The sequence below is a fragment of the Aliinostoc sp. HNIBRCY26 genome (assembly GCF_050235535.1).
Classification (GTDB): domain Bacteria; phylum Cyanobacteriota; class Cyanobacteriia; order Cyanobacteriales; family Nostocaceae; genus Trichormus.
On sequence record NZ_CP189852.1, the window covers coordinates 5,422,384 to 5,444,997 of the forward strand.

Consider the following 22,614-nt stretch of genomic DNA (forward strand, 5'->3'; position numbering starts at 1 on the left):
GCCCAATGCCCAGAATTTTTGAATTTTGAATTTTAAATTTTGAATTTTGAATTGAAACCATGACTATATCAACTAACATTCGTCCCAGAGATGTACAGGTTGCAGAAATTGGTCAGAATACGCTGGTGTTGCGATCGCGTACTTGGGAAAGATTAAAATTTGAGGTTGAGTATTCCCGTCAAAAGGGAACTACAGCCAATTCTTATCTCATCCAAGGTGACAAAACTGCTTTAATTGACCCGCCTGGGGAATCTTTTACGAACATTTTTCTTGACCAACTCGCCCAACATCTCCATTTTTACAGCCTCAATTACATTATTCTCGGTCACGTTAACCCTAACCGTACTGCCACTTTGAAGGTATTGTTAGCGCAAGCACCCCAAGTTACTCTCATTTGTTCTCGTCCGGCTGCCAATGTTCTCAAGTCCACTTTTCCAGAATGGGAATCACGCATTCAAGTTGTACGTTGGGAAGATACCCTAGATTTAGGACAAGGACATCGCCTCAGTTTTATTACTGTTCCGACTCCCCGATGGCCAGATGGTTTATGTACCTATGACCCAGCTACGAAAATTCTCTATACAGATAAGTTTTTTGGCGCACATATCTGTGAGGATACTTTATTTGATGAGGACTGGAAAAAGTTAGAGGCAGAACGGCGTTATTACTTTGATTGTCTCCATGCACCCCAAGCTAAACAAGTAGAATTAGCGTTAGATAAGTTGACTAGTTTAGGTGCTAAATGTTACGCACCTGCTCATGGGGCAGTGATTCGCTATAGTTTGAGTCGGTTTAGTCACGATTATCGCCAATGGTGTCAAGCACAGAAATCACAGGATTTAACTGTAGCGTTACTGTATGCTTCTGCCTATGGGAATACAGCAATTTTAGCCCAGGCGATCGCCCAAGGTTTAATTGACAATGGCATTAATGTAGAGTCAATTAATTGCGAACTAGCAGAACCAGCAGAAATCACTCGCATTATTGAAGCTTGCGACGGTTTTATTATCGGTTCTCCCACTCTTGGAGGTCATGCACCCACCCAAATTCAAACGGCTTTGGGTATAGTCCTTTCTACAGCTGCAAAAACTAAGTTAGCTGGGGTATTTGGTTCTTATGGTTGGAGTGGTGAAGCTGTTGATTTAATTGAAAATAAGCTCAAAGACGCTAACTATCGTTTAGGATTTGACACAATTCGCGTCCGCTTCACTCCCACATCAGAGATATTACAAGCCTGTCAGACAGCCGGCGCAAACTTCGCCCAAACCTTAAAGAAAACCAAGAAATTACGCAACACTCGCCAAGCCGTCACAGAAGCACAAATTGACCGCACTGAACAAGCTGTAGGGCGAATCATCGGTTCTTTGTGTGTTGTCACCACTCGCGATCAAGACCATCACAAAGGTATTTTAACTTCTTGGATATCCCAAGCCACCTTTAATCCCCCAGGAATTATGCTGGCTATTGCCCAAGAACAAAACGCCGATTTAATGCGTCATCCTGGCGATAAATTTGTGCTGAATATCCTCAAAGAAGGTAAAAACGTCCGGCGTTATTTTTCTCGTCAAAGCACATTAGGGGATAATCCCTTTGCTCACCTAGAAACCAAAACAGCTGACAATGGTTGTTTAATTCTGACTGAGGCCTTAGCTTATCTGGAATGTACCGTCATCAATCAACTCGAATGTGGTGATAGATATTTGATTTACGCCGTCATCGATAAAGGGGAAGTGTTAGAAGGTGACGGGGTGACAGCTATAGAACATCGGAAATCAGGTAGTTATTTTTAGGGGGGAGGAGTGCTGAGTAATGAGTAATGAGTGATGTTAGGGGTAGCGCGGCGTTTAGCTGGTGCTGAGTGAAGTTTTTCTTTCCCTACACTCCTACATCCCCAAAAACCAAAAAACCAGAAATGTAAAGATTTCCTTACCGTTTCTGGTTTTTTATTTGAAGTAATGGTAAATTGATATACAGATTTAACAAATTTTTAATGATTGGTTTAGGCGATCGCCTGTCGATTGAGTGTAAATTTTGCTCATTTAAAGCAGTAGATATTGCAAGTAAGCAAGAAGGAAGCTCGGCGATCGCTAAAAAATTGATCTTATGATTCTGCGCCAGTGGTAGCTAAACGCTGTTCTTTGATGTTTTGCAGTTGCAACAACAGAGTATCAACTTCTGCTTGCAAGCTCATAAATTTGACTTGCTGATCACCTTGATAACAAGTTTTGGTTAGTTCGCGGACTCGCACAGATTGAGTTTCACGTTCAACAGTAGTAGATATACAAGTAGTCATCGCTATTTAAGTTCCACAACTCACACCTTCGGTAAGTAATATGATAAAGCAACTTTAAGCTTTGTTAAATGATTGTGTCATTTAAATCATTTACTCTAATATGTTACGGTCTGTATGATAAGTGACTGCGATAGTAAGCCTTAAGTTCCAGAGTCCAGAGACTTGCAACTAAGAAGGCATACTATCACGTTGATGGCAGGGGGCAGAGGAAGAAAATATCCAAACGGTAGGGTGCGTCAGTATGAATAATCTCTTGGTATAGTTGGTTTTTCTCGCACTGACGCACCCTACTAAGGCATTTATTAGGGATCATTTCTTTTTTGGCGTTTCCTAAACACTGTGCTACCGCTAACAGCACTCACCACTTACTACTCATTACTCATTACTCATTACTCAGCACCGGCTAAACGCCGCGCTACCGCTAACAGCACTCAGCACTCATTACTCCGTTCACCCACCTTACAGCTAGAATAACTTCCAACTATCATAGGAAGCATCTTGTCGTTATTAATACACATATGAGACTTCCTATAATTCCCCTCACACTAATCTTGGTTTTGGCTTCCCCCTCGCTAGCACAAGCACCAACACCTACAGCAGAAGAACAAATCACAGAAGCAATTATGCTGAATAATAATGCTGAGGGTGTGATTTACAAAGACTTTGTTGGGTTAAATGAACTACAAGCCGCCTTAACACAATTCCAACAGGCGTTAGCTATCTTCAAAAAACATGGTGCAGCAGCTGGAGAAGCTAACGCCCTTGTTAACATCGGCTATGTATATTTTCGTCAAGGTGAATATCCTAAAGCACTGGAGTATTTTCAATCATCTTTAGAGATTCGCAGAAAAACCCGTGACAAACAAAATGAATGGATACCCCTGTCTTACATGGGTGAAGTTTATGCCAATTTGGGGCAGAATGTTAAAGCTATAGAAACATACCAAAGTGCTTTAGCCATTATTAAGGAATTGAAAGCTACTAACTCTCCAGACTCTAGTTATACTAGCAGTGAAAAAATTATCCTGGGTGATGTGGGTGCGGTTTATTTTCGCCTCGGACAATATGCTAAAGCCTTGGATTTTTATCAACAAAGTTTAGCTCTCCAAAAAGCCAGTAATGATAAAATTGCCAGTATTCAAACTCTCAATAATATTGGTGTTGTTCACGTTAATTTGGGTAACTATACTCAAGCTTTAGATGCCTATCAACAAGCTTTAAATAGTCTACAGGAATGCTGCTCTAATTATCTGGGTACACAAGCAGCAACTATGAATAATTTAGCGGGTGTTTATTTTAGTTTGGGGCAGTATCAAAAGTCTTTAGAACTAGCAGAAAAATCAGCCAATATATATCAACGACTAGGTAATACAAATTCTGAGGAACTAAATAAGCAAGATATTAAATTACTATATGATTATCTGGGTCAAAATTCTCAAGCCGTACAGCAAGTTAGTAGTCGTGCTGTTGTAGGAGAGGCTTTTGGTAAAGACTCATTTCAGTTCCAAGGTAGGGCAGTTAATTTAAATAATATTGGGCAAATTTATGCTAATTTGCGTAAATATGAGCAAGCTTTAAAACTTTATCAACAAGCACTCAATATCTACAAGGAAAATAACTATCAACCAGGCGTAGCAGTCACACTCAATAATATAGCTAGGGTGCAAAGTGAGCAAGGTAAATATCCCCAAGCCATTGAGTTAAATCAACAAGCCTTAACTATTTATCAACAAGTAGGCGATCGCACTGGCGAAGGTGTGACAATAAGTAACTTAGGACAAATCTATCAACAGCAAAACCAACTCGCCAAAGCAGGGGAGTTATATCAGCAAGCTTTAGCCATACATCGGGAAGTTAGTGATAAAGCCAGTGAAGCTACAACCCTCAAGTTTTTAGCTGATAGCCTATCTGCACAAAATCAACCACAGCTAGCCATTGCATTTTATAAGCAATCAGTCAACTTAACAGAAGTAATTCGGCAAAATTTGCGCGTTTTACCAACTAATATTCAACAATCCTATACAGAAACCGTTGCCGAAAGATATCGCCGTTTAGCTGATTTATTACTTAAACAAAATCGTCCTAGTGAAGCGCAGCAAGTTCTGGATTTATTGAAAATCCAAGAAATGAATGATTTTATGGGAACTCAGCGCAGTACACCCAAGAAAACAACCGTAGTTAATAATGGACAAAGGGGAACAAATACAGAAACCCCCGCACCGCAAAACCTACCATTAAGGCCACAAGAACAAGACATTACACAAAAATATAGCGCGATTCAAGATAAAGCGCTCGCCCTGGGACAAGAACTCACAAATCTGCGTAAAATTCCCCAGAGTTCGCGTACACCAGCACAGGAAAAACGTCTTGCAGAATTAGTGAAATTAGAACAAACAATTGCAGCTGAGTTTAATAAATTTACCAAAAATCCGGCTGTAGTCGCCCTAGTACAGCAACTATCTGCAAATTCTGGACAGGAAAACTTAAGCTTGCGTCAACTCAACTCACTCCGAGATAATTTACGTCAGTTAAATCAAAAAGCAGTTTTATTATATCCCTTAGTTTTAGAAGACAGACTAGAGTTAGTTGTAGTAACTGCTGATTCACCCCCAATTCATCGTCCAGTCGCAGTCAAAGCCACCGAATTAAATCAGACAATTGCTGAATTTCGCCAAACTATAGTTGTACCTTACAAAGATAGTAAAACACCAGCGAGTAAATTATATAATTGGCTAATTAAACCCATAGAAAATGACCTCAAACAAGCTGATGCTAAAGCAATTATCTACGCTCCAGATAGTAAACTCAGATATATACCATTAGCAGCATTATATGATGGGAAAAACTGGCTAGTTGAAAAGTATATTGTGAATAATATTACTGCTGCTAGTTTGACAAAGTTAAATAATAAAACCCCAACTTCCTTACCCACCCTAGCCGCAGCCTTTACCAAAGGTGATTATCAAGTAGCTGTCGGAGAAAGAAAAGAGGTATTGAGTGGGTTAGAATTTGCGAAAACTGAAGTTGAAAACTTAGCAAAAACAATCAAAGACACAAAGATTCTATTAGATAAAGAATTCAGCACTAAAGTAGTCATCCCCCAGATGAATGACTACAAGATTGTCCATTTAGCTACACATGGAATGTTAGTTAGTGGTGATCCTGAAGATTCATTTATTCTTTTTGGTGATGGTGAACGCGTCACCCTCAAAGATATAGAAAATTGGTCTTTACCTAATGTTGATTTAGTGGTGTTAAGTGCTTGTCAAACTGGCTTAGGTAAACAATTAGGTAACGGACAAGAAATTCTCGGTTTAGGATATCAAATCCAACTTACAGGTGCTAAAGCTTCTGTTGCTTCTCTGTGGGCTGTTTCTGATGGTGGAACACAAGCGTTAATGGATGCGTTTTACGCAAATTTAAAAACTGGAAAAATCACTAAATCTGAAGCTTTACGCAACGCACAACTGCAATTATTAACAGCAGCAAATAGCCAATTTCAACACCCCTATTATTGGGCTTCATTTATTTTAATTGGCAATGGATTGTAATTTTAAGGGCGTAGGAGTAATAAGTAATAAGTAATAAGTAATGAATAGCACTCAGCACTCACCACTCAGCACTCACCACTCATTACCCTTACACCCCTAAAAAAGACAAAGGCTTTTGTACTGCTGCTGTTAAATCTGCAAAAGTACCTTCCCCAATCAGTCGCCCTTCATCAAGGACAATTATCCAATCTGCGCGTTGCATGACATGGAGACGGTGAGTAATCATAATTGTAGTTTTACCACTGCGATCGCTCAATAATTGCTCTAGCAATCTAGATTCGCTAGATGGGTCAATAGAACCTGTAGATTCATCCATAATTAGAATAGGTGGATTACCAACAATTGCTCTCGCTATAGCTAATCTCTGACGCTGTCCACCAGAAAGATTTGCACCAAATTCACCTAAGACAGTTTGATATTTATCTGGTAGATGACTAATAAATTCGTCTGCACCTGTAATTTTACAAGCTTTAACTATCTCTTCAAAGGTAATTTCTGGCGTACTTAAGCGAAAATTATCAACAATAGAACGACTCCAAAATTGTGCCTCTTGAGGAACTAATACAACTTGTTGACGCAAATTTTCTAGAGCAATATCTTGCAGATTATAATCACCTATTCTAATATTACCAGATTGGAGAGTATAAAGCCCTGAAATCAACTTAGCTAAGGTACTTTTACCACAACCAGATTGCCCTACTATAGCAATTACTTGACTTCCAGGAATGGTGATTGAAAAATCCTGTAATAAATCTACTCTCCCTGCATAATGAAAATTTAAATTAGTACAAACAATATCAGCGTTATCAGAAATTTTTACCCAAGGTTTTTGTTCCATCCCTTGACTTTCAGGTGTTGTATCAATTACTTCCTCTAAACGCTGTAATGAAGTTTTCGCTTGGACAATCGCATTAGAAAAACCAATTAACGCACCAATAAAGCTAAGGAAATTTCCATTCATACTATTGAATGCTAATAATTGTCCAAAAGTTATTTCTCGTGTAATTGCTAAACTACTACCAAACCACAATAAAATAATGCTGCTCATTGCTAATACTAGACTCGAAAAGACATTATTAATTGTGGAAATTTGTATAGTTTTTAATGCCAAATTTGCCAGCTTGCCAAATTGTTCTTGTAACTCTTCCCATAACTGGGGGGCTATAGTCGCACTCTTGAGAGTAATAGCACCTTTAAAGGTTTCAACTAAAATTCCTTGATTTTCAGCTTCTAAAACTAATAAAGAACGAGTTTTTTGTTGAAGAAGTGGCAAAAAAATTACAGTTGACACTGACATTAAAACAGCAAACACTAATGCCATGACTGTCAATTTACCACTATAAAAAAACATGAAAACTAGGGATACTACAGCAATAAATAGTTGACTGGGTAATCCAATCACTGATTGAGCGACTAACTGATTAATTTCTTGGATATCCCGTAAACGACTAATAACTTCACCACTACGATGCGACTCATAATATATAAGTGGTAAATGAAGAATTTGCTTACCAAATTCCAACACTAACCCTAGTTGCAATTTTTGAGAAAAGTGGGTAATCAAATTTGATTGTACTAATCTGACAATACTACTCATCAAATTCATGACAACAGCAGCAATCATTACTGTTGTCAATAATTGATTATCTCCACGTACTAGCACCTCATCAGTTAGTAACTGTAATAAAAAAGGATAAATTAAAGATAGTAATCCCAAAAAAATGTTAAGTAAAAAAGCCTCAATCAGAATAGCGCGATTATTCCATACAGGCTGTAAAAAACGCTGAAACTTATTTAAATTCTCATTGGGTTGACTAAAAAAGCGAATATTATCCGGCTCAAGTAGAAGCATGAGGCGATTTCCCCAACCCGCTAATAATTCATCTTTGGTGAGATAACGCACCCCAACAGCCGGATCAGCTATAATAAACCGCTTTCCTTTTTTGCCATATAAAACTACCCAATGATTACCTTGCCAATGAATAATTGCTGGTAAAGATAACTGATGTAGTTGTTCTAAAATTTCTATGGCAACTCTTACACCCCTAGCATGAAATCCTAAAACTTCCGAGCCTCGTTTTAGCCCTAATAAAGAAGTACCTAGTTGTCCTGTACCTACAGCCTCACGAACACGGCTCATACTCAGTATACGCCCGTAGTGCTTGGCTACTGTAGCCAGACAAGCTGCTCCACAATCTTCTTCGCTGAACTGACGAACGAGTTGATAAGCCATAACATTGTCTGAAAATAGGGAGTAGGGAGGATGTATACACAACACTTTTCGTGTTTGTTGCTGAGATTTTCTCACGAAAAGCTGCAATGATGGTGAGTGAGTGCTAAGTGATGTTAGCGGTAGCGCGGCGTTTAGTTGGTGCTGAGTGAACATATTAGTCGCTCTTTTATGCTTGTCTATGAAATTGGTTTTATTGATACTTTCTTCTTCTCTGTTCCCTGTTTCCTTTCCACGCAAGTAAATCCTATACAAATACGCCTAGATAATTCTGCTTTCTGATGAGCGCAATTATATCTTGGGTATGGTTTTAAACTTTGCTAACACTTGTTAGGGTTGCTAATGAAATAATCACAACCGCAATCATTATGACTTTTACACAAACTGGTGATCCAACTATTCGCCAACACGTTCAAGCATGGCGACAATTAGATACAGACGAACAGTTGGCTTTATTCTGGTTTATCTACACAGAAATGGGTGAATCGGTTACACCAGCCGCGCCTAATGCTAGCACTGTTTCTCCAGAAATTGCTGAAGGTTTATTTAATCAAGTCCAAGCATTAGATCACGAAGCACAATTACAGTTACAACGGGACTTAATTAACCGTGTAGATACTCGACTCTGTCGTCAATATGGCTCATTGAGTGATACAACAAAACTGCTATTTTGGTATCGTTTAGCTCAAGGTATGGACAGTAACACGATTGTACCAATGCCAGGGGATTATGAACTCTCTGATGAGGCGGAAGAGCTTTTAGATAGAATTAAATCATTGTCATTTGAACAGCAAATTACGCTTTTCCGTGACTATGTTTCCCCAATGGGTGCTGAACCAAAACCTGGTGCTGAAATTTAATAAACGGTTTCAATTTGGTATTTTTCTCCGACTGATTAAAGCATAGAAATGCTATTTTATCTGGAGAAAAATCTAAGTGTAAGTAGCGGCGTGAAAAGGCTAAAAGAGCGCATTACATTAAGAAATAAACCACAGATCAACGCTGATAAAATCGATTTCTTAATGCAACATCTGAGGCTTGATACGCCGCTAGTATCTACTCACAAATTAACAATCAGCTAAAAATTCAGCGTAATGAAACAATTATGTTGCCTCTCACACGTAGCCTGTATTGTAACTTTTTGATATTTTATACTTTAAATTTACCCCAGTTGTTTCCTTAAACTACTTGACAACCGTAAACCCGTTCCTGATTTACTGAGTGGTCTTTTTGGCAGAATCTTTGGCGTTAGCGTACCACTCCGTGGAAGCAAGCTACGCGCAGCGTCTCGTAGAGAAGCTTACCGAAAGTATCGCGGCTATGTGCAGGGTGATCAAATCAGTGGACAGTCGACAGGGAACAGTGATCAAGTAACTGATAACTGGTAAAATTCAGGGTGCGAGAGAGGAGAACATTAAAACATGGTAGCCATCCATACCGATTTAAATATTGCCGCCTTAGAAGCAGAATATAGTCAAAAATCCCCAAGGGAAATTCTCAAATTTGCCTTGGAAACCTTCGATAATCTGTCAATTTCTTTCAGTGGTGCAGAAGATGTTGTATTAATCGATATTGCATCAAAAATTACCACAAATTTCCGCGTATTTACACTGGATACCGGACGTTTACACCCAGAAACATACCAATTCTTAGATCAAGTCAGAAAACATTACGGGATCAAATTAGAAGTTATGTTCCCTGATGCGGCGGAAGTTCAAGCTTTGGTAGAAGAGAAGGGACTATACAGCTTTTATCAAGATGGTCACAAAGAATGCTGTGCAGTCCGCAAAGTTAGACCACTCCGCCGTAAGCTGAATACCTTGGATGCGTGGGTGACAGGACAACGCAAAGACCAAAGTCCCAGCACTCGCAATCATATTCCAGTGATTGAATTTGATAGTGCTTTCTCTACCGAAGATCACCAATTGATTAAATTTAACCCCTTAGCAAATTGGTCTTCTGCTCAAGTGTGGGAGTACATCCGCGCCTTAGATGTACCTTATAACAAGTTACATGAACGTGGCTTTATTAGCATTGGTTGTGAACCTTGCACCAGACCTGTGTTACCAAATCAGCATGAACGTGAAGGTCGTTGGTGGTGGGAAGAGTCCACAGCAAAAGAATGCGGTTTGCACTCAGGTAATTTACAGAAATAGTGAGATTCAGATCCCCGAATTTTTCGATAAATCGGGGATTTAACTATTAATTGGATGTACTAGCGTTGGAATTGAGAACTTCCTGCAAACGAGTTCTAAATTCACCTTTAGGATGTCCGCCTTTGACTTCACCGATAATGTGAAATTCTCCTTCCGGTGAATCACAAATGATATAGGTAGGCCATCCCATCTGAGATTTATCAGGATATTGAGTGAGCAAAATCTGACGATATTTGCGATAGGTAGCGGTATCCTGCATTTTTACGTCAATAAATTGCAACCCTAGTTCTTCAGACACTTTTTGGTCATAAAAAGACATCTTGTGGCAGATACCGCACTCTTCAGAAGAAAATTTTACAACAGCTAAACTCATACAATCTTGGATTTTAGATTTTGGATTTTGGATTTTGGAATAGTTGATAAAACCGATATATTTAAGGATACCTCCATAGCCGTCGGCTGAGATGAGGGAATGGGGCATTGGGCATGAATCTGTTCCTTAATGAGTGCTGAGTAATGAGTAGTGAGTAGTGACTAATCAATTCAAAATTCAAAACGCAAGATTCTGTTCCCTGTTCCCTAATGACTATTGACTATTGACTATTGACTATTGACTATTAACCATTGCGCGACGTAAAAAATCTCGAAAGGTTTCCGAGTGTGAGCAAATCTAGACATATGCGCTCAGATATGCTCTCTCTGCACAAAAATCATCGATAGTTCTCGACTAATATATAGCCATCGCCTGAAATCACGGGATGTTGAAGCTACAAATTATCCTTGAAATCAGGTATTTTTATGGCAAATGATTGGGCGATCGCTATGCTATTCTCTTAGCTATATATACTTACTTAAGTATAAGTGAACACTACAAACGTAGCGAGTGAGAATAGCTAAGAAGTCACATAAGGATAATTAATGAGAAAAACTCCACGGGAACTTTTCTCAAATTACTTATTCAAGAATGTATGTGATGACTTCGCGCTCGATTTACACCTATACAGTCATCAAATAGGTTATAATGCCCACGATTGGAAAAAATCTAGTCAAAAGATTGTGACATTCCTGGCAATCACACATTATCTGGGCTAGAATATAACTCCAATCTTGAGATAGAATGTAACACCAAGCAACTACCGATCACTAGGGCATACTAGTTCAATATCTACTCATCTACCCGTAAATGCCTTTGTGATTAGAGAACTACCAGGGAAGCTATTTCATTTCAGGTGTCTTCACCAATTATTTTTTCCAGGATAAATTTCAGTCTTCCGGATAAATTGCTGTAAAGGTTGACTGTAGTTTATGCAAAAAAAAGCCCCTAGCTGGTGGCAGCCAACCAGGGGAGTCAATTATCAGGGTGCATCTACCAATTAATTGTTCTAGATTCCACACTAAATTCCGGAGGAATTGTCACAAATGGCGTTGCTTTTTTGCATTAGAAAAAAAAGCTCTCGTCGGTGGCAGTCAATTAGGGGAGTTATTGATTAGGGTACATTCGTCAATGTAATTTAAAGTTTGCTATGACAATTCAGTGACTTCTAAATACATCAATTATTTCTGGAGTTACTGATTGTCAATCATAAAAAAAAGCCCCCAGTCAGGTGTTAGCCAACTAGGGGAGTTAGTTATCAGGGTGCATCTACCAATTAATTGTTCTACCCCTCATTCTCATTTTCAGGATGATTTACCAAAATTGCTGATTGCTGTTTGCTGAAGTGAAAAAAAAGCCCCCAGTCAGGTGTTAGCCAGCTAGGGGAGTTAGTTATCAGGGTGCATCTACCAATTAATTGTTCTACACCTCATTCTCATTTTCAGGATGAATTTACCAAAATTGCTGATTGCTGTTTGCTGAAGTGAAAAAAAAGCCCCCAGTCAGGTGTTAGCCAGCTAGGGGAGTTAGTTATCAGGGTGCATCTACCAATTAATTGTTCTACCCTTCATTCTCATTTTCAGGATGAATTTACCAAGATTGCTGTTTGCTGTTTGCTGAAGTGAAAAAAAAGCCCCCAGTCAGGTGTTAGCCAACTAGGGGAGTTAGTTATCAGGGTGCATCTACCAATTAATTGTTCTACCCCTCATTCTCATTTTCAGGATGAATTTACCAAAATTGCTGATTGCTGTTTGCTGAAGTGAAAAAAAGCCCCCAGTCAGGTGTTAGCCAGCTAGGGGAGTTAGTTATCAGGGTGCATCTACCAATTAATTGTTCTACACCTCATTCTCATTTTCAGGATGAATTTACCAGGATTGCTGTTTGCTGAAGAAAAAAAAGCCCCCAGTCAGGTGTTAGCCAACTAGGGGAGTTAGTTATCAGGGTGCATCTACCAATTAATTGTTCTACACCTCATTCTCATTTTCAGGATGAATTTACCAAGATTGCTGTTTGCTGAAGAAAAAAAAGCCCCCAGTCAGGTGTTAGCCAACTAGGGGAGTTAGTTATCAGGGTGCATCTACCAATTAATTGTTCTACCCCTCATTCTCACTTTCAGGATGAATTTACCAAAATTGCTGATTGCTGTTTGCTGAAGTGAAAAAAAAGCCCCCAGTCAGGTGTTAGCCAGCTAGGGGAGTTAGTTATCAGGGTGCATCTACCAATTAATTGTTCTACCCCTCATTCTCACTTTCAGGATGAATTTACCAAGATTGCTGAGAGATGATTTATAAAGTAAGGCTTAAATTGTAGGGTGCGTTAAAGCAACGCGTAACGCACCGTGTGATTATGGTGCGTTACGGCAATTTATCTTGTCGCTCATACTCAAATCCTGACAATGCCGTAACACACCCTACTTAATATTTACTTTATAAAATAGCTCTGATTGCTGTTTGCTGAAGTGAAAAAAAAGCCCCCAGTCAGGTGTTAGCCAACTAGGGGAGTTAGTTATCAGGGTGCATCTACCAATTAATTGTTCTATGTCTCATCCTCACTTTCAGGATGATTTTTTCAATGCTAAAAAATCCCTAGTGGCGATAACCAGCTAGGGGAGTTAATTATCAGGGTGTATATACATAATATTAGCATATTATTGGTATCATAAAATACGTATTATCCTCCTGATTGGGCGGATATCCCGTAAAAATTAGAAATTTTGCCCTATTTCCTGGGATGAAATAGACTGGAAATATTATTAAAAGAAAAAACCCCTAGTCAGGCGTTAGCCAACCAGGGGAGTTGAAGATCAAGGTGCATCTACCAATACAGTGTTCTGGGTGGATGGCAACTAATCCGGATAAAGTTGTAAATGTAGATAGAGGAAAACCTCTGATTTGGCAAAAATCAGTAGTCTAAGTTATCTACAGTATAAAAGGGAGCAGAAATCGAATTGAAACTTTGGCGTTTCAAGTTAGATTGAGGAGGCAAACGGGAAAAGTTGTGACCCAGGAATTCCATATTTCCGTGACACCAGTGGGGCAGAATGACTATTTGGTGCGGACGGAAAAAGTAGCGACAGGGGTGCCATTGGCAGAGGAATTAGTGAATTGGCCGGTGAATGATTGGCTGGCTATGGCTAGTCATCTGATGAATGACCCCTTAAAAATAGTCTTACAGGGAGAGACGATCGCGTCTGGTGCGATCGCTAATAACTCTGTAAACTTAGTGGCATTGGGACAACAACTTTATCAAGCACTGTTTCAAGGCACACTCAGGGATAGTTGGATTACAGCTCAAGGAATTGCCCAAAATCAACAACAAGTGCTAAGGCTAAGATTAGGGCTGAAGGATAATAGATTAGCACGCCTACCGTGGGAAGTCATGCACGCAGGCGATCGCCCCCTCGCTACAGGCCCCTATGTTGCGTTCTCACGCTTCCAAAGTGGCATTTCTCCCGCCTCTGGTGTTCCTTCTCATAATCGGCCTCAACTCCCAGAAGACGGCGTGATTCGAGTGTTGATGGTACTAGCTTCCCCTTCCGATCAGGCTAGTTTAAATTTACTCAAACAAGAAGCCATCAAATTACAAGCAGAATTACACCGTCAACTACCTAGATCCTTAAATGGCGGTTATTATCTCCCAGAAATTGAACTCACCTTGTTAGATCAACCAGGAAGAGAGGAGTTAACCCAGGCTTTAGAACAAGGTAGATTTCACGTCCTCCATTATTCAGGGCATAGTAATTTAGGGCCAAATGGTGGGGAAATCTATCTAGTTAGCAATAGAACAGGCTTGACAGAAACCCTCAGTGGTGATGATTTAGCGGGTTTATTAGTTAACAACAATATTAAAATGGCGGTATTTAACTCCTGTTGGGGAACATATACTGCTACTAGCGATATTCCTAGAGATTCTTGGGAACGTAATCTGACAGAAAGTTTAGTCAAGCGGGGTATTCAAAGCGTTTTGGCGATGTCAGAAAGAATTCCTGATGAAGTCGCACTGACACTTACCCAATTGTTTTATCGCAACCTTAGCCAAGGCTATCCTGTAGATTTATGCGTGAGTCGCGTTCGTCAAGGACTAATTTCGGCCTATGGTTCGCCTCAGCTATATTGGGCATTACCGATTTTATATCTTCATTCCGAATTTAACGGTTTTCTCTATCCCAAAACAACTAATGACAATCATACAGATGCCCTTGCAGAATACAGTCCACCTGTGAGTCATAATTCCCTGCCGGCTGTGGGTTATTCTGCTGTGGTTGATGATCCTGATATGTCTGTACCCATTGAAGGGACAATTCCTTCGGAGTTAGCCCGTGACAATTCTGGTTTGGACTGGCTAGGAGAAGATACTTGGGGTGATTTAGTCGATGAAATCGAGTACGATGATCCCACCTATGCTGAAGATTACGCTTTTGTTTCTGATATCTTTCGTCAGTTAGAACAGCCAATCACGGAAAACGAAGTTGCAGCACCACCGCCACCCATTCCACCACCTCAACCCCATCAAACTGTATCAGAAACTCCTGTTCATGCTGCACCCAAAGAACTAGAGTCACCTAATTTAGTACCTGTGACTAAAAATGCTGGCTCTCAAAGTGTACCCAAGGTGCATAATTTCCGCCCTGCATCGTCGCAAAAACGCCAACGCCGTCAAAAAAGCCCAATATTGGCGATGGTTGGTGTAGGTGCGATCGCTTTTGTAGTATCTTTTGCTTTGTTGTGGCAAATTCGCCAATCCTCTATACGGGAAACTCCCCCCATTCCTTCCCCGACTCAAACCAGTCAGACTTCTACAGATATTCGGCAAATGTCTACAGAAATGGTAACAACCGTTGCCACAAACAAATTAAATCAAGGTGAATTAGAAGCAGGGTTAGCAGCTGTAGAAGAATTACTCAATCGCAATGCGCTAGATAATGCGGAAACAGCTTTGAGTTTAATTTCTCGCCAGGACATTCAAAAACCTGCTGTGAACTTTCTCAGAGGCCGATTAGCTTGGCAATCTCTCAAGCGAGAAAATACAAAATACAGCATTGACGATGTGCGTCGTTTTTGGGACAATGCGGTGCGAAGAAATCCCGACTCAGCCGAATATAAGAATGCTTTGGGTTTTGCCTATTATCTGGAAGGCAACTTAAACCAAGCTAATGCTTCTTGGCTACAGGCTTTAAGTTCAGCATTGGCAACGCAAAATTCTGATTCTCAGGTGCAATTACCGCCGGAAGCCTTAACTTCCTATGCTGGTTTAGCCTTGGGAATGTATAAATCTGCACGAAGTCTCACAGGAAATAAGCGTACTCAATATCTCAAAGAAGCGATCAAATTGCGACAAACCGTCCTCCAGCAAGATCCGTTAAATTTCCAAGCTGATAAATTAGGGAATAATTGGTTGTGGACAGAGAAGACTATAGCAGATTGGCGATCGCTACTGCGACAAAAAGAAATCACCGAAAATTAGTTGATGATGGTTTTGCGATGTTCTAGCCATAGGATAGTTGCTGTACCGATGGCGTAAGCAATTATATCTTTCCAGTCAAATGTGCTGCCTAAAGCAATGGCTATAATTTTATATTTTTGCCATCCTAAATAATTCACAAAGTTAAAATATTGCAAAACTTCAATCAGACAAGCAAAGGCAAATACTGATAAAGCTACAGTCAATGATTTGATTTGCCAAAAGGCTTTGATAAAGCAATAAATCAGAATAACTACTAAAACATCTCCAACAAAGGGACGGATAAAACCATCATCTATAAATACAGCAATACATACCTCAATGATGAATAATATAATTGTCCAATAAAAATATTTTTGTTTGAATTTGAGCATAATTATTTAATTGGGCATGGGGAATGGGGCATTGGGCATAGGAAGAACAGTAGATGCAGTTATAACTTAAATTTTGCATGAGGAACAAAGCAAAGTGACGCAGTGGTTAGCATTACTGATTTCTCTGGTAATTGAAATACCAATGGTGTTTTTCATATTAGTATTTATGCGTCGTTTCTCTTTAGATGATATCTATAAAGTGTTGATTTTCGCCTGTGGTGCTACTCTTTTTACTCATCCTTTAGCTTGGGAAAGTAATCAGATATTGATTCCCTATCTGGAATTTCCTTGGAGGGTAGGGTTAATAGAAATTATTGTAGCGATCGCGGAGGGTATTTTGTATAAGATAACTTTAAATCTGGCTTGGCAACAGGGTTTGTTCATATCATTAATGGCTAATACAACCTCATTTTTAGGAGGTTTGTTAATTGCTCAATTTCTGGGATGATATACTTTGAAAACTCATTTGGCTATTTTCGGGAATGGCTAATGATAGTAATAAAATCGGTATCTCTACCCAAGCATGAACTGCGGCGATAATTCCATATACAGCGCGGGTATGAATAAATTCTCTGGTAAAACTCACAAATAAAATCACACTGAGAAATCCCACAACCCAGGTAAACAAATGATACTTGATTTGAGATTTTTGATGATTTTCCCACTTGGGTAAAACTCCGATAACTACGGCATAGTGCATAGTTTGTAAAAAGACGGCGGCGGAAAAAAGGGAAATAGCGATCGCTTCATTCTGTAGTTGTGGTGGTACAAATACCCCTAAATGATTGTCTAGTCCACCAACGGGAAATAAAGAGGCTTCCCATGCTACTAAACCAAAAGAAGATAAAACTTGATTGGGAAGTCCAGAAATAATCAGCAAGGGAATTAAAATAAATACCACGACACAAATTAATAAAGCATAATTTCTTGTCTTACCTCGCCATCTTTCTGCAATAAATCCGACAGGGGTGATGTTGTGTAGAATGGCAAAGATTAATAATGTCAGAGTGGCTGAAGAAAATATCCCAAATGACAAAAGTAAGCATAATATAGTTCCGAAAATGCCGAGTCGCCAGTCTTTTTTAGCTAATACTGGAATGACAAGAATAACTAGTGCTACTACACAACTTAATTCTAAAGTGATGCTTAACCAGGTAGGTATTAAACTCAATACTTGTAAACTTCGCAAACCAATGATGAGAATTAATAACTGACTCATCCGCCAACATAGATTATTTCCGAGACGTTGACGAAAGCGATTATCAACATAATGTAGTTCCGTTAACACATGAGTCAGCCCAAAAGCTGCAAGAGTAAAAGTATAAGTAGCGAGAGGAAACGCTACTGATAATATGGCACTAGTTAACACTAAAGCAACAGCCACAAATATTGACATCATCTGCAAATTAATTTTGATTTCTAAAAATTTTAGTGCGGCGATAAACTAGCATGATCCCAAAGATAGATATGCTCGGAATTATCAAGTTGAATAAATTAAATTTATGCTTTAAAGAAGGTAAAGGTCGATTATCTTGTGATTGATACGGTTTTCTTTCTGAATTACCTTGTTGATAGGTGTAGATAATTTCCTGATATTTTAAATCCAGAGATTTAGGGGTAATAGCTGTAATTTTTAGGACTTCAGTTACTTGTTTAATTCCATATCGATCAGGTAATCTTTCTACGGGGTTAATAGTGTTCTTAGCAGGAATTAATTGAGATTTTCTGCGGTTAAAGTCTTTGAGTGATTCTCTATTTCCATTGATGATAATATCTTGGGATTTAACCTGAGATTTTCTGATGGCATAGATATTACTGTATTGTCTGTATCCATTTAATCTTTCACACTGTCCTGGTTTGAGAATTACATTGTATATGCCTAAACTGGGATTGGCTGATTGGATATGGGCAATTAATAAGTAATTAGAATATTTGTTAAGATTTGCTACTTGAAAACAGTAATCTACGCGAGATGTTCCAGGGGATAAAACATCAGCCGAGGCTGTAGGTAGTTGGATAAAGGTAATAAAAGTTATTAGGATTAAGCTTTTGAGGATGTTCTTGAGTAATTGCATAAGACTATTCAAACTGAATTCATCGTTAATAGTTATAACCTCCTTATTACCAATCGTCAGATACTCGAAACCAATACCAGTTTTCATCTAAGGGAAAGACTTGATAATTCGCCATCCCAAAAGGACTTCCTTCTCGATTAGGTTGATAAACAAAACCATAGGATGTGGTATCGGGACTAAAACCACTACCACCTGAGTAGACACGGAAATATACGCCTCCACGGGAATCAATGGCTAATTCATCTACGGTATATAAACCTAGTCGTCTATCTAGCGTCGTTTTCCTATTAACAGAGAAGGGAATTTGCACTCTGGTTTGTTCAAATGCCGATCGCGATATCATAAAAGCTAAACGACGCGGAATATAGAATTTGAGTAGGATATAAGAGACTAGAATTATAGTAGCGATCGCCCCTATCCTCCGCCAAGGAACTTGTATATCTCTCAAATTTATCCTTCGTCCTACCACTACCAAAAACATGATTCCGACGATGAAAAACCCAGGAAGGCTAAGAATTGATACTAAGGTAACGATAAAAATTAGACTATCCAGTACGCCTGGATAGATGCTGATGATCAGCAGTGCGGTGCAAATGACGCAGATAATAAATAATGCTACATTAATAATAATTTTCATGTCATAAATATAAGTTTTTTAATAAAATTGGCATCATGCGAACGATAGTAGTTGGTGACATTCATGGTTGCTATGAAGAATTGCTTCACCTATTAACCAAAGTCAAACTTAGAGAGGAAGATTGTTTAATTTCATTGGGTGATATCGTTGATCGCGGTGTTGATTCCGTGAAAGTATACGAATTTCTCAAACAACGTCCTAACACAATTGTGTTGATGGGAAATCATGAACGTAAGCACCTACGTCAGACTCTCTCCTATTCGCAGGAAATCGTCAAGTTACAATTTGGCGATCGCTATGTAGAATTTTTAGAATGGGTGAGTCGTTTACCCTATTATCATGAAACTGAAAACGCCATTTTCGTCCATGCGGCTGTAGAAGATGGTATACCCATTCACCAGCAAAAAGAAGAAGTTTTATGTGGCTGTACGGCTGGGGAAAAGCATCTAGAAAAACTCTATGGTAGGACTTACTGGAGTCAGTTGTATAGTGGCACAAAACCGATTATCTTTGGTCATCATGTTGTAGGAAATGAACCGTTAATCATCACAGGAAAAATTTACGGTATTGATACAGGTGCTTGTCATGGGGGAAGATTAACTGCATTAATTTTACCTACTTTTGAGATTGTACAGGTACAAGCCCCTAAAGACTATTGGCACGACGAGATGATTAAATGGCAATTACCCGTGATGCAGGCTAAACCGTGGGGTAGTTATAAGTGGGATAAAATTCAAGCCATCTGTAATGATTTTAAAACCTCTTCTCATCGCGAAGTCGTAGCTTTTATGCGTGAAAAGCAAAAATGGGTAAATCATTTACTCAGCTTTGCTCCTACAATCATTCTGAAAGTAGAAGAAAAACTCACAGAATTAATTTCGCTTTATGGTCAAGATAATTTCAAGAAACCAGCTAGCTGTTTTAGCTACGCCACTCTATTATATAAAGCTAACGCCAGCCATCTGACAGTAGACTTCCTCAAGGAAACATTACCAACACCAGATAAATGGTTGCAGGTAATGAATGATTTGGAGATTAGGTATTAAATCAACACAAACAGCTTCCTAATTTCTTACTTTTTTACTATAGGAATCCGCTTTGATTCCTGAAATCATTTGCGTAGGAAGGGAACAGGGAACAGGTAAGAAGGAACAAAAGTGTACGGAGTTTTTTTCAGAAATCAAATATGAGTTCTATAGCTAAAATTTAGGGGGTTTAATTCACAGGCTTCTATCAAGCTGCAAGTGTTGTGGTGGGGTTTAAATCTCCGTTACAAAACAATACGGTTTAGATAAGAAAAATAAATTTCAACCAAGCCAGCAAATGATCACTCAACAAAAAACGAAAAAATGATTTTGGAGGGGGTTTGGGGGACGCAACCGTCCCCCAATCGGGGGCTTGGGGGAGAATCCCCCAAATCTTGCTCATTGTCTAATAGGCAGAGCAAAAATTGAGAAATTAACTCTCACCACCTTAACTGAACCTTATTGCGTTACAAAACGTAATTGCGAATTGCGTTAGCGTAGCGGGACGCTAGTCCATTGCGAATTGCGAATTTATTTAATTACGCCTTGCTTAATCAAGAAGGTTTTAATAGTGGCATAAATTTGCTGTTTCTGCACCTTACTAAAACCTCCATGTTCTGCACCTTTAACAGTAAATAATTGATTTACTGTTCCAACTTGACGCAATGCTTGATGTAATCTAATTGCATGACTGTAAGGAACAAAATTATCTTTTTCTCCATGTATAGTCAGAATTGGGGGTAGATTACGACGCACAAAGTTAATCGGAGAAACATTTCTGGCAATTTCCATTTCTCTTGGGGAATTACGATTACCAAACCACTGCACTGCAAAATATTTTTGATTACGACCAACTAACAAATCATTAACATCAGTAATTCCAGACCAGTTAACTATAGCAGCAACTTTTGTTTGTTGACTTTCTGGACAATTTTGATTAAATTTTGTCACATCAGGCATCATTCCTGTAGTTAATGCTAAATGTCCCCCTGCGGAAAATCCGGTCAAAACAATTTTTTTAGTATCGAAATTATATTTCGAGGCGTTACTCATCACCCAATTTAAAGCACATACAGCATCTTCCACTGCGGCTGGTGCTAATGCTGCATTTGCTAATCTATACTCAATATTGACTGCAGAAAATCCCCAATCAAAATAGGGTTTAAAAAATAATTCATCTTCTTTTTTACCTTTAATCCAACCTCCACCATGAATTACCATTAATGTAGGACGTAAGCCGGATTTTTTGTTTTTATAAACATCTAGTGTTAATTGATGAGAGTTGACTGTTTCGTAGGCAATATTACGCTCTAAAGCATAATTTTTTTGCTGCTTTACCTGTAAAGTGGTATTGGCAAATACCTGTTCCCAATTCAAAAGCGTAATGGCTAGAGAGATAATAGCAGCAATTATATAAAAACAATAAGATTTTTTTTTCAGCATCATGAAACTAATTCACTTAAGAGAAGATTTTCAATTATTTTTGAGTCTGTGTGAGAGGTCTTGATTTTGCTCTTAAAACACCCTCTTCTATCATGCGTTTTTTGAGAATTTCCATCATAATTTTTGCTCCATGTTCAGTAGGGTGTAGCCCGTCATTATATCTAACCCTTGCTTTTCTACCCGTACTATCAGCAGCTATAGGAGAAAATTTACCATTAACAGCAAAGGTATTCCAATAATCAACAAATTCAATTTTAGGATGGACTAATGAGACTTTTTGATAAATCCGATTAAAAATTGGAAAGAACTTATTATATCTAGCCACATTAGATATAGGATGACCTATCCAGTAAACCTTTTTTACAGGATATTCATCCAGCAATTTAGCATATCTTTCCACACGCTCTTCATAAGCTTTCTCCCATCCTGGAGTTAATTCTTCGTGGAACTTCTTATTGGCATCTAAAATATTTTGGTCGTCATTACCACCAAAAACTACTACCATAACATCAGGGTTATTCTGTTGAATAAGTTCTCGTGTGTGTGAATACCAATCATAAAAGTCGATGCGATTTAATCCCGTGGAAATTTTATAAAAGACTTTGATTTGTTCCAATCCGTAATCTGATTTTTTGACGTTATTCTCAAACGCAACTCCCAGGAAACCCATAATGGAATCACCGAGAAATAAAAAACGCTTGGCTGGTTCTAGTTGCTTGACAGGCGGACTAGTAAATGATTGTTTTGGACTAGTAGTTACTGGTTTTTTCTGAATCTTAGTTTCGGTTTTGATATCCGATGCTTTAGCTTGGGCAATTATTTGAGATTTCCCGTTAATTTCTTTGATACTATCCCAAAAATCAGATTCAACTTTACTAAACCCTTCTAATTTAATTTGTTGAGCAGCCTGTTTAATTTCTTTAGGAGCAATTTTACTAGATGCTAAACTCTTAAAAAAGAGAGGTTTATTAACCATGATGAGACAGAATGAGACTAA

The 22,614-nt window shown here is 38.8% G+C and carries 17 protein-coding genes; 8 read left to right on the top strand and 9 right to left on the bottom strand.

From position 1 onward, the window contains the following. Positions 1 to 59: 59 nt before the first annotated feature. Positions 60 to 1,790, top strand: a complete 1,731-nt coding sequence (locus ACQFX9_RS22990; protein ID WP_427158763.1) for a diflavin flavoprotein — start codon at positions 60 to 62, stop codon at positions 1,788 to 1,790. Positions 1,791 to 2,101: 311 nt separating this feature from the next. Here the strand turns inward: ACQFX9_RS22990 and ACQFX9_RS22995 are convergent, their stop codons facing one another. Next, positions 2,102 to 2,293: a hypothetical protein gene (locus tag ACQFX9_RS22995; protein WP_236144891.1), complete on the bottom strand. Its 192-nt coding sequence runs from the start codon at positions 2,291 to 2,293 to the stop codon at positions 2,102 to 2,104. Positions 2,294 to 2,632: 339 nt separating this feature from the next. Between ACQFX9_RS22995 and ACQFX9_RS23000 the strand changes: the two genes are divergently transcribed. Together ACQFX9_RS23000 and ACQFX9_RS23005 are read left to right on the top strand one after the other, a co-directional pair. Beyond that, complete coding sequence (locus tag ACQFX9_RS23000; protein WP_427158764.1) at positions 2,633 to 2,767, top strand: hypothetical protein; 135 nt, start codon at positions 2,633 to 2,635, stop codon at positions 2,765 to 2,767. 44 nt (positions 2,768 to 2,811) lie between these two features. Further along, positions 2,812 to 5,844 (top strand): CHAT domain-containing protein, encoded by a 3,033-nt coding sequence (locus ACQFX9_RS23005; protein WP_427158765.1) that lies wholly within the window; start codon positions 2,812 to 2,814, stop codon positions 5,842 to 5,844. 88 nt (positions 5,845 to 5,932) lie between these two features. Here the strand turns inward: ACQFX9_RS23005 and ACQFX9_RS23010 are convergent, their stop codons facing one another. Beyond that, positions 5,933 to 8,077 carry a peptidase domain-containing ABC transporter gene (locus ACQFX9_RS23010; RefSeq protein WP_427158767.1) on the bottom strand — a complete coding sequence of 715 codons (2,145 nt, stop codon included), beginning with the start codon at positions 8,075 to 8,077 and terminating at the stop codon, positions 5,933 to 5,935. Positions 8,078 to 8,442: 365 nt separating this feature from the next. Between ACQFX9_RS23010 and ACQFX9_RS23015 the strand changes: the two genes are divergently transcribed. After that, entirely contained in the window at positions 8,443 to 8,934 is a 492-nt protein-coding gene (locus ACQFX9_RS23015) for an orange carotenoid protein N-terminal domain-containing protein (RefSeq protein ID WP_427158768.1), read from the top strand. 561 nt (positions 8,935 to 9,495) lie between these two features. Then, positions 9,496 to 10,230, top strand: coding sequence for a phosphoadenylyl-sulfate reductase (locus tag ACQFX9_RS23020; RefSeq protein ID WP_427158769.1), 735 nt, complete (start codon positions 9,496 to 9,498; stop codon positions 10,228 to 10,230). 46 nt (positions 10,231 to 10,276) lie between these two features. On the opposite strand, the gene ACQFX9_RS23025 is transcribed toward ACQFX9_RS23020, so the two are convergent. Next, positions 10,277 to 10,603, bottom strand: coding sequence for a thioredoxin family protein (locus ACQFX9_RS23025; protein WP_427158770.1), 327 nt, complete (start codon positions 10,601 to 10,603; stop codon positions 10,277 to 10,279). Between the two features lie 2,997 nt (positions 10,604 to 13,600). On the opposite strand from ACQFX9_RS23025, the gene hetF reads away from it, so the two are divergent. Then, positions 13,601 to 16,066, top strand: coding sequence for a cell division protein HetF (gene hetF, locus ACQFX9_RS23030; RefSeq protein WP_427158772.1), 2,466 nt, complete (start codon positions 13,601 to 13,603; stop codon positions 16,064 to 16,066). On the opposite strand, the gene ACQFX9_RS23035 is transcribed toward hetF, so the two are convergent. After that, positions 16,063 to 16,437, bottom strand: a complete 375-nt coding sequence (locus ACQFX9_RS23035; RefSeq protein ID WP_427158774.1) for a DUF2809 domain-containing protein — start codon at positions 16,435 to 16,437, stop codon at positions 16,063 to 16,065. The genes hetF and ACQFX9_RS23035 overlap by 4 nt on opposite strands. Before the next feature lie 94 nt (positions 16,438 to 16,531). Between ACQFX9_RS23035 and ACQFX9_RS23040 the strand changes: the two genes are divergently transcribed. After that, complete coding sequence (locus ACQFX9_RS23040) at positions 16,532 to 16,885, top strand: hypothetical protein (protein ID WP_427158776.1); 354 nt, start codon at positions 16,532 to 16,534, stop codon at positions 16,883 to 16,885. Here ACQFX9_RS23040 and ACQFX9_RS23045 read toward each other — a convergent pair. The 3 genes from ACQFX9_RS23045 to ACQFX9_RS23055 are packed head-to-tail and all read right to left on the bottom strand — an operon-like array spanning position 16,862 to position 19,149. After that, the gene (locus ACQFX9_RS23045) at positions 16,862 to 17,836 is read right to left on the bottom strand and encodes a hypothetical protein (protein WP_427158777.1); all 975 of its coding nucleotides are present in this window, start codon (positions 17,834 to 17,836) and stop codon (positions 16,862 to 16,864) included. The genes ACQFX9_RS23040 and ACQFX9_RS23045 overlap by 24 nt on opposite strands. A gap of 7 nt (positions 17,837 to 17,843) precedes the next feature. Further along, on the bottom strand, positions 17,844 to 18,512 hold the full coding sequence (locus ACQFX9_RS23050; protein WP_427158779.1) for a hypothetical protein: 669 nt from the start codon (positions 18,510 to 18,512) through the stop codon (positions 17,844 to 17,846). Positions 18,513 to 18,558: 46 nt separating this feature from the next. Beyond that, the gene (locus ACQFX9_RS23055) at positions 18,559 to 19,149 is read right to left on the bottom strand and encodes a hypothetical protein (protein WP_427158781.1); all 591 of its coding nucleotides are present in this window, start codon (positions 19,147 to 19,149) and stop codon (positions 18,559 to 18,561) included. Positions 19,150 to 19,184: 35 nt separating this feature from the next. Here ACQFX9_RS23055 and ACQFX9_RS23060 point away from each other — a divergent pair, with 35 nt between their 5' ends. After that, positions 19,185 to 20,195, top strand: a complete 1,011-nt coding sequence (locus ACQFX9_RS23060; protein WP_427158782.1) for a metallophosphoesterase — start codon at positions 19,185 to 19,187, stop codon at positions 20,193 to 20,195. Positions 20,196 to 20,705: 510 nt separating this feature from the next. On the opposite strand, the gene ACQFX9_RS23065 is transcribed toward ACQFX9_RS23060, so the two are convergent. Both ACQFX9_RS23065 and ACQFX9_RS23070 read right to left on the bottom strand, forming a co-directional pair. Next, complete coding sequence (locus tag ACQFX9_RS23065; protein ID WP_427158784.1) at positions 20,706 to 21,620, bottom strand: alpha/beta hydrolase fold domain-containing protein; 915 nt, start codon at positions 21,618 to 21,620, stop codon at positions 20,706 to 20,708. Between the two features lie 31 nt (positions 21,621 to 21,651). Beyond that, entirely contained in the window at positions 21,652 to 22,593 is a 942-nt protein-coding gene (locus tag ACQFX9_RS23070; RefSeq protein ID WP_427158786.1) for a DUF459 domain-containing protein, read from the bottom strand. Between the last annotated feature and the right edge of the window lie 21 nt (positions 22,594 to 22,614).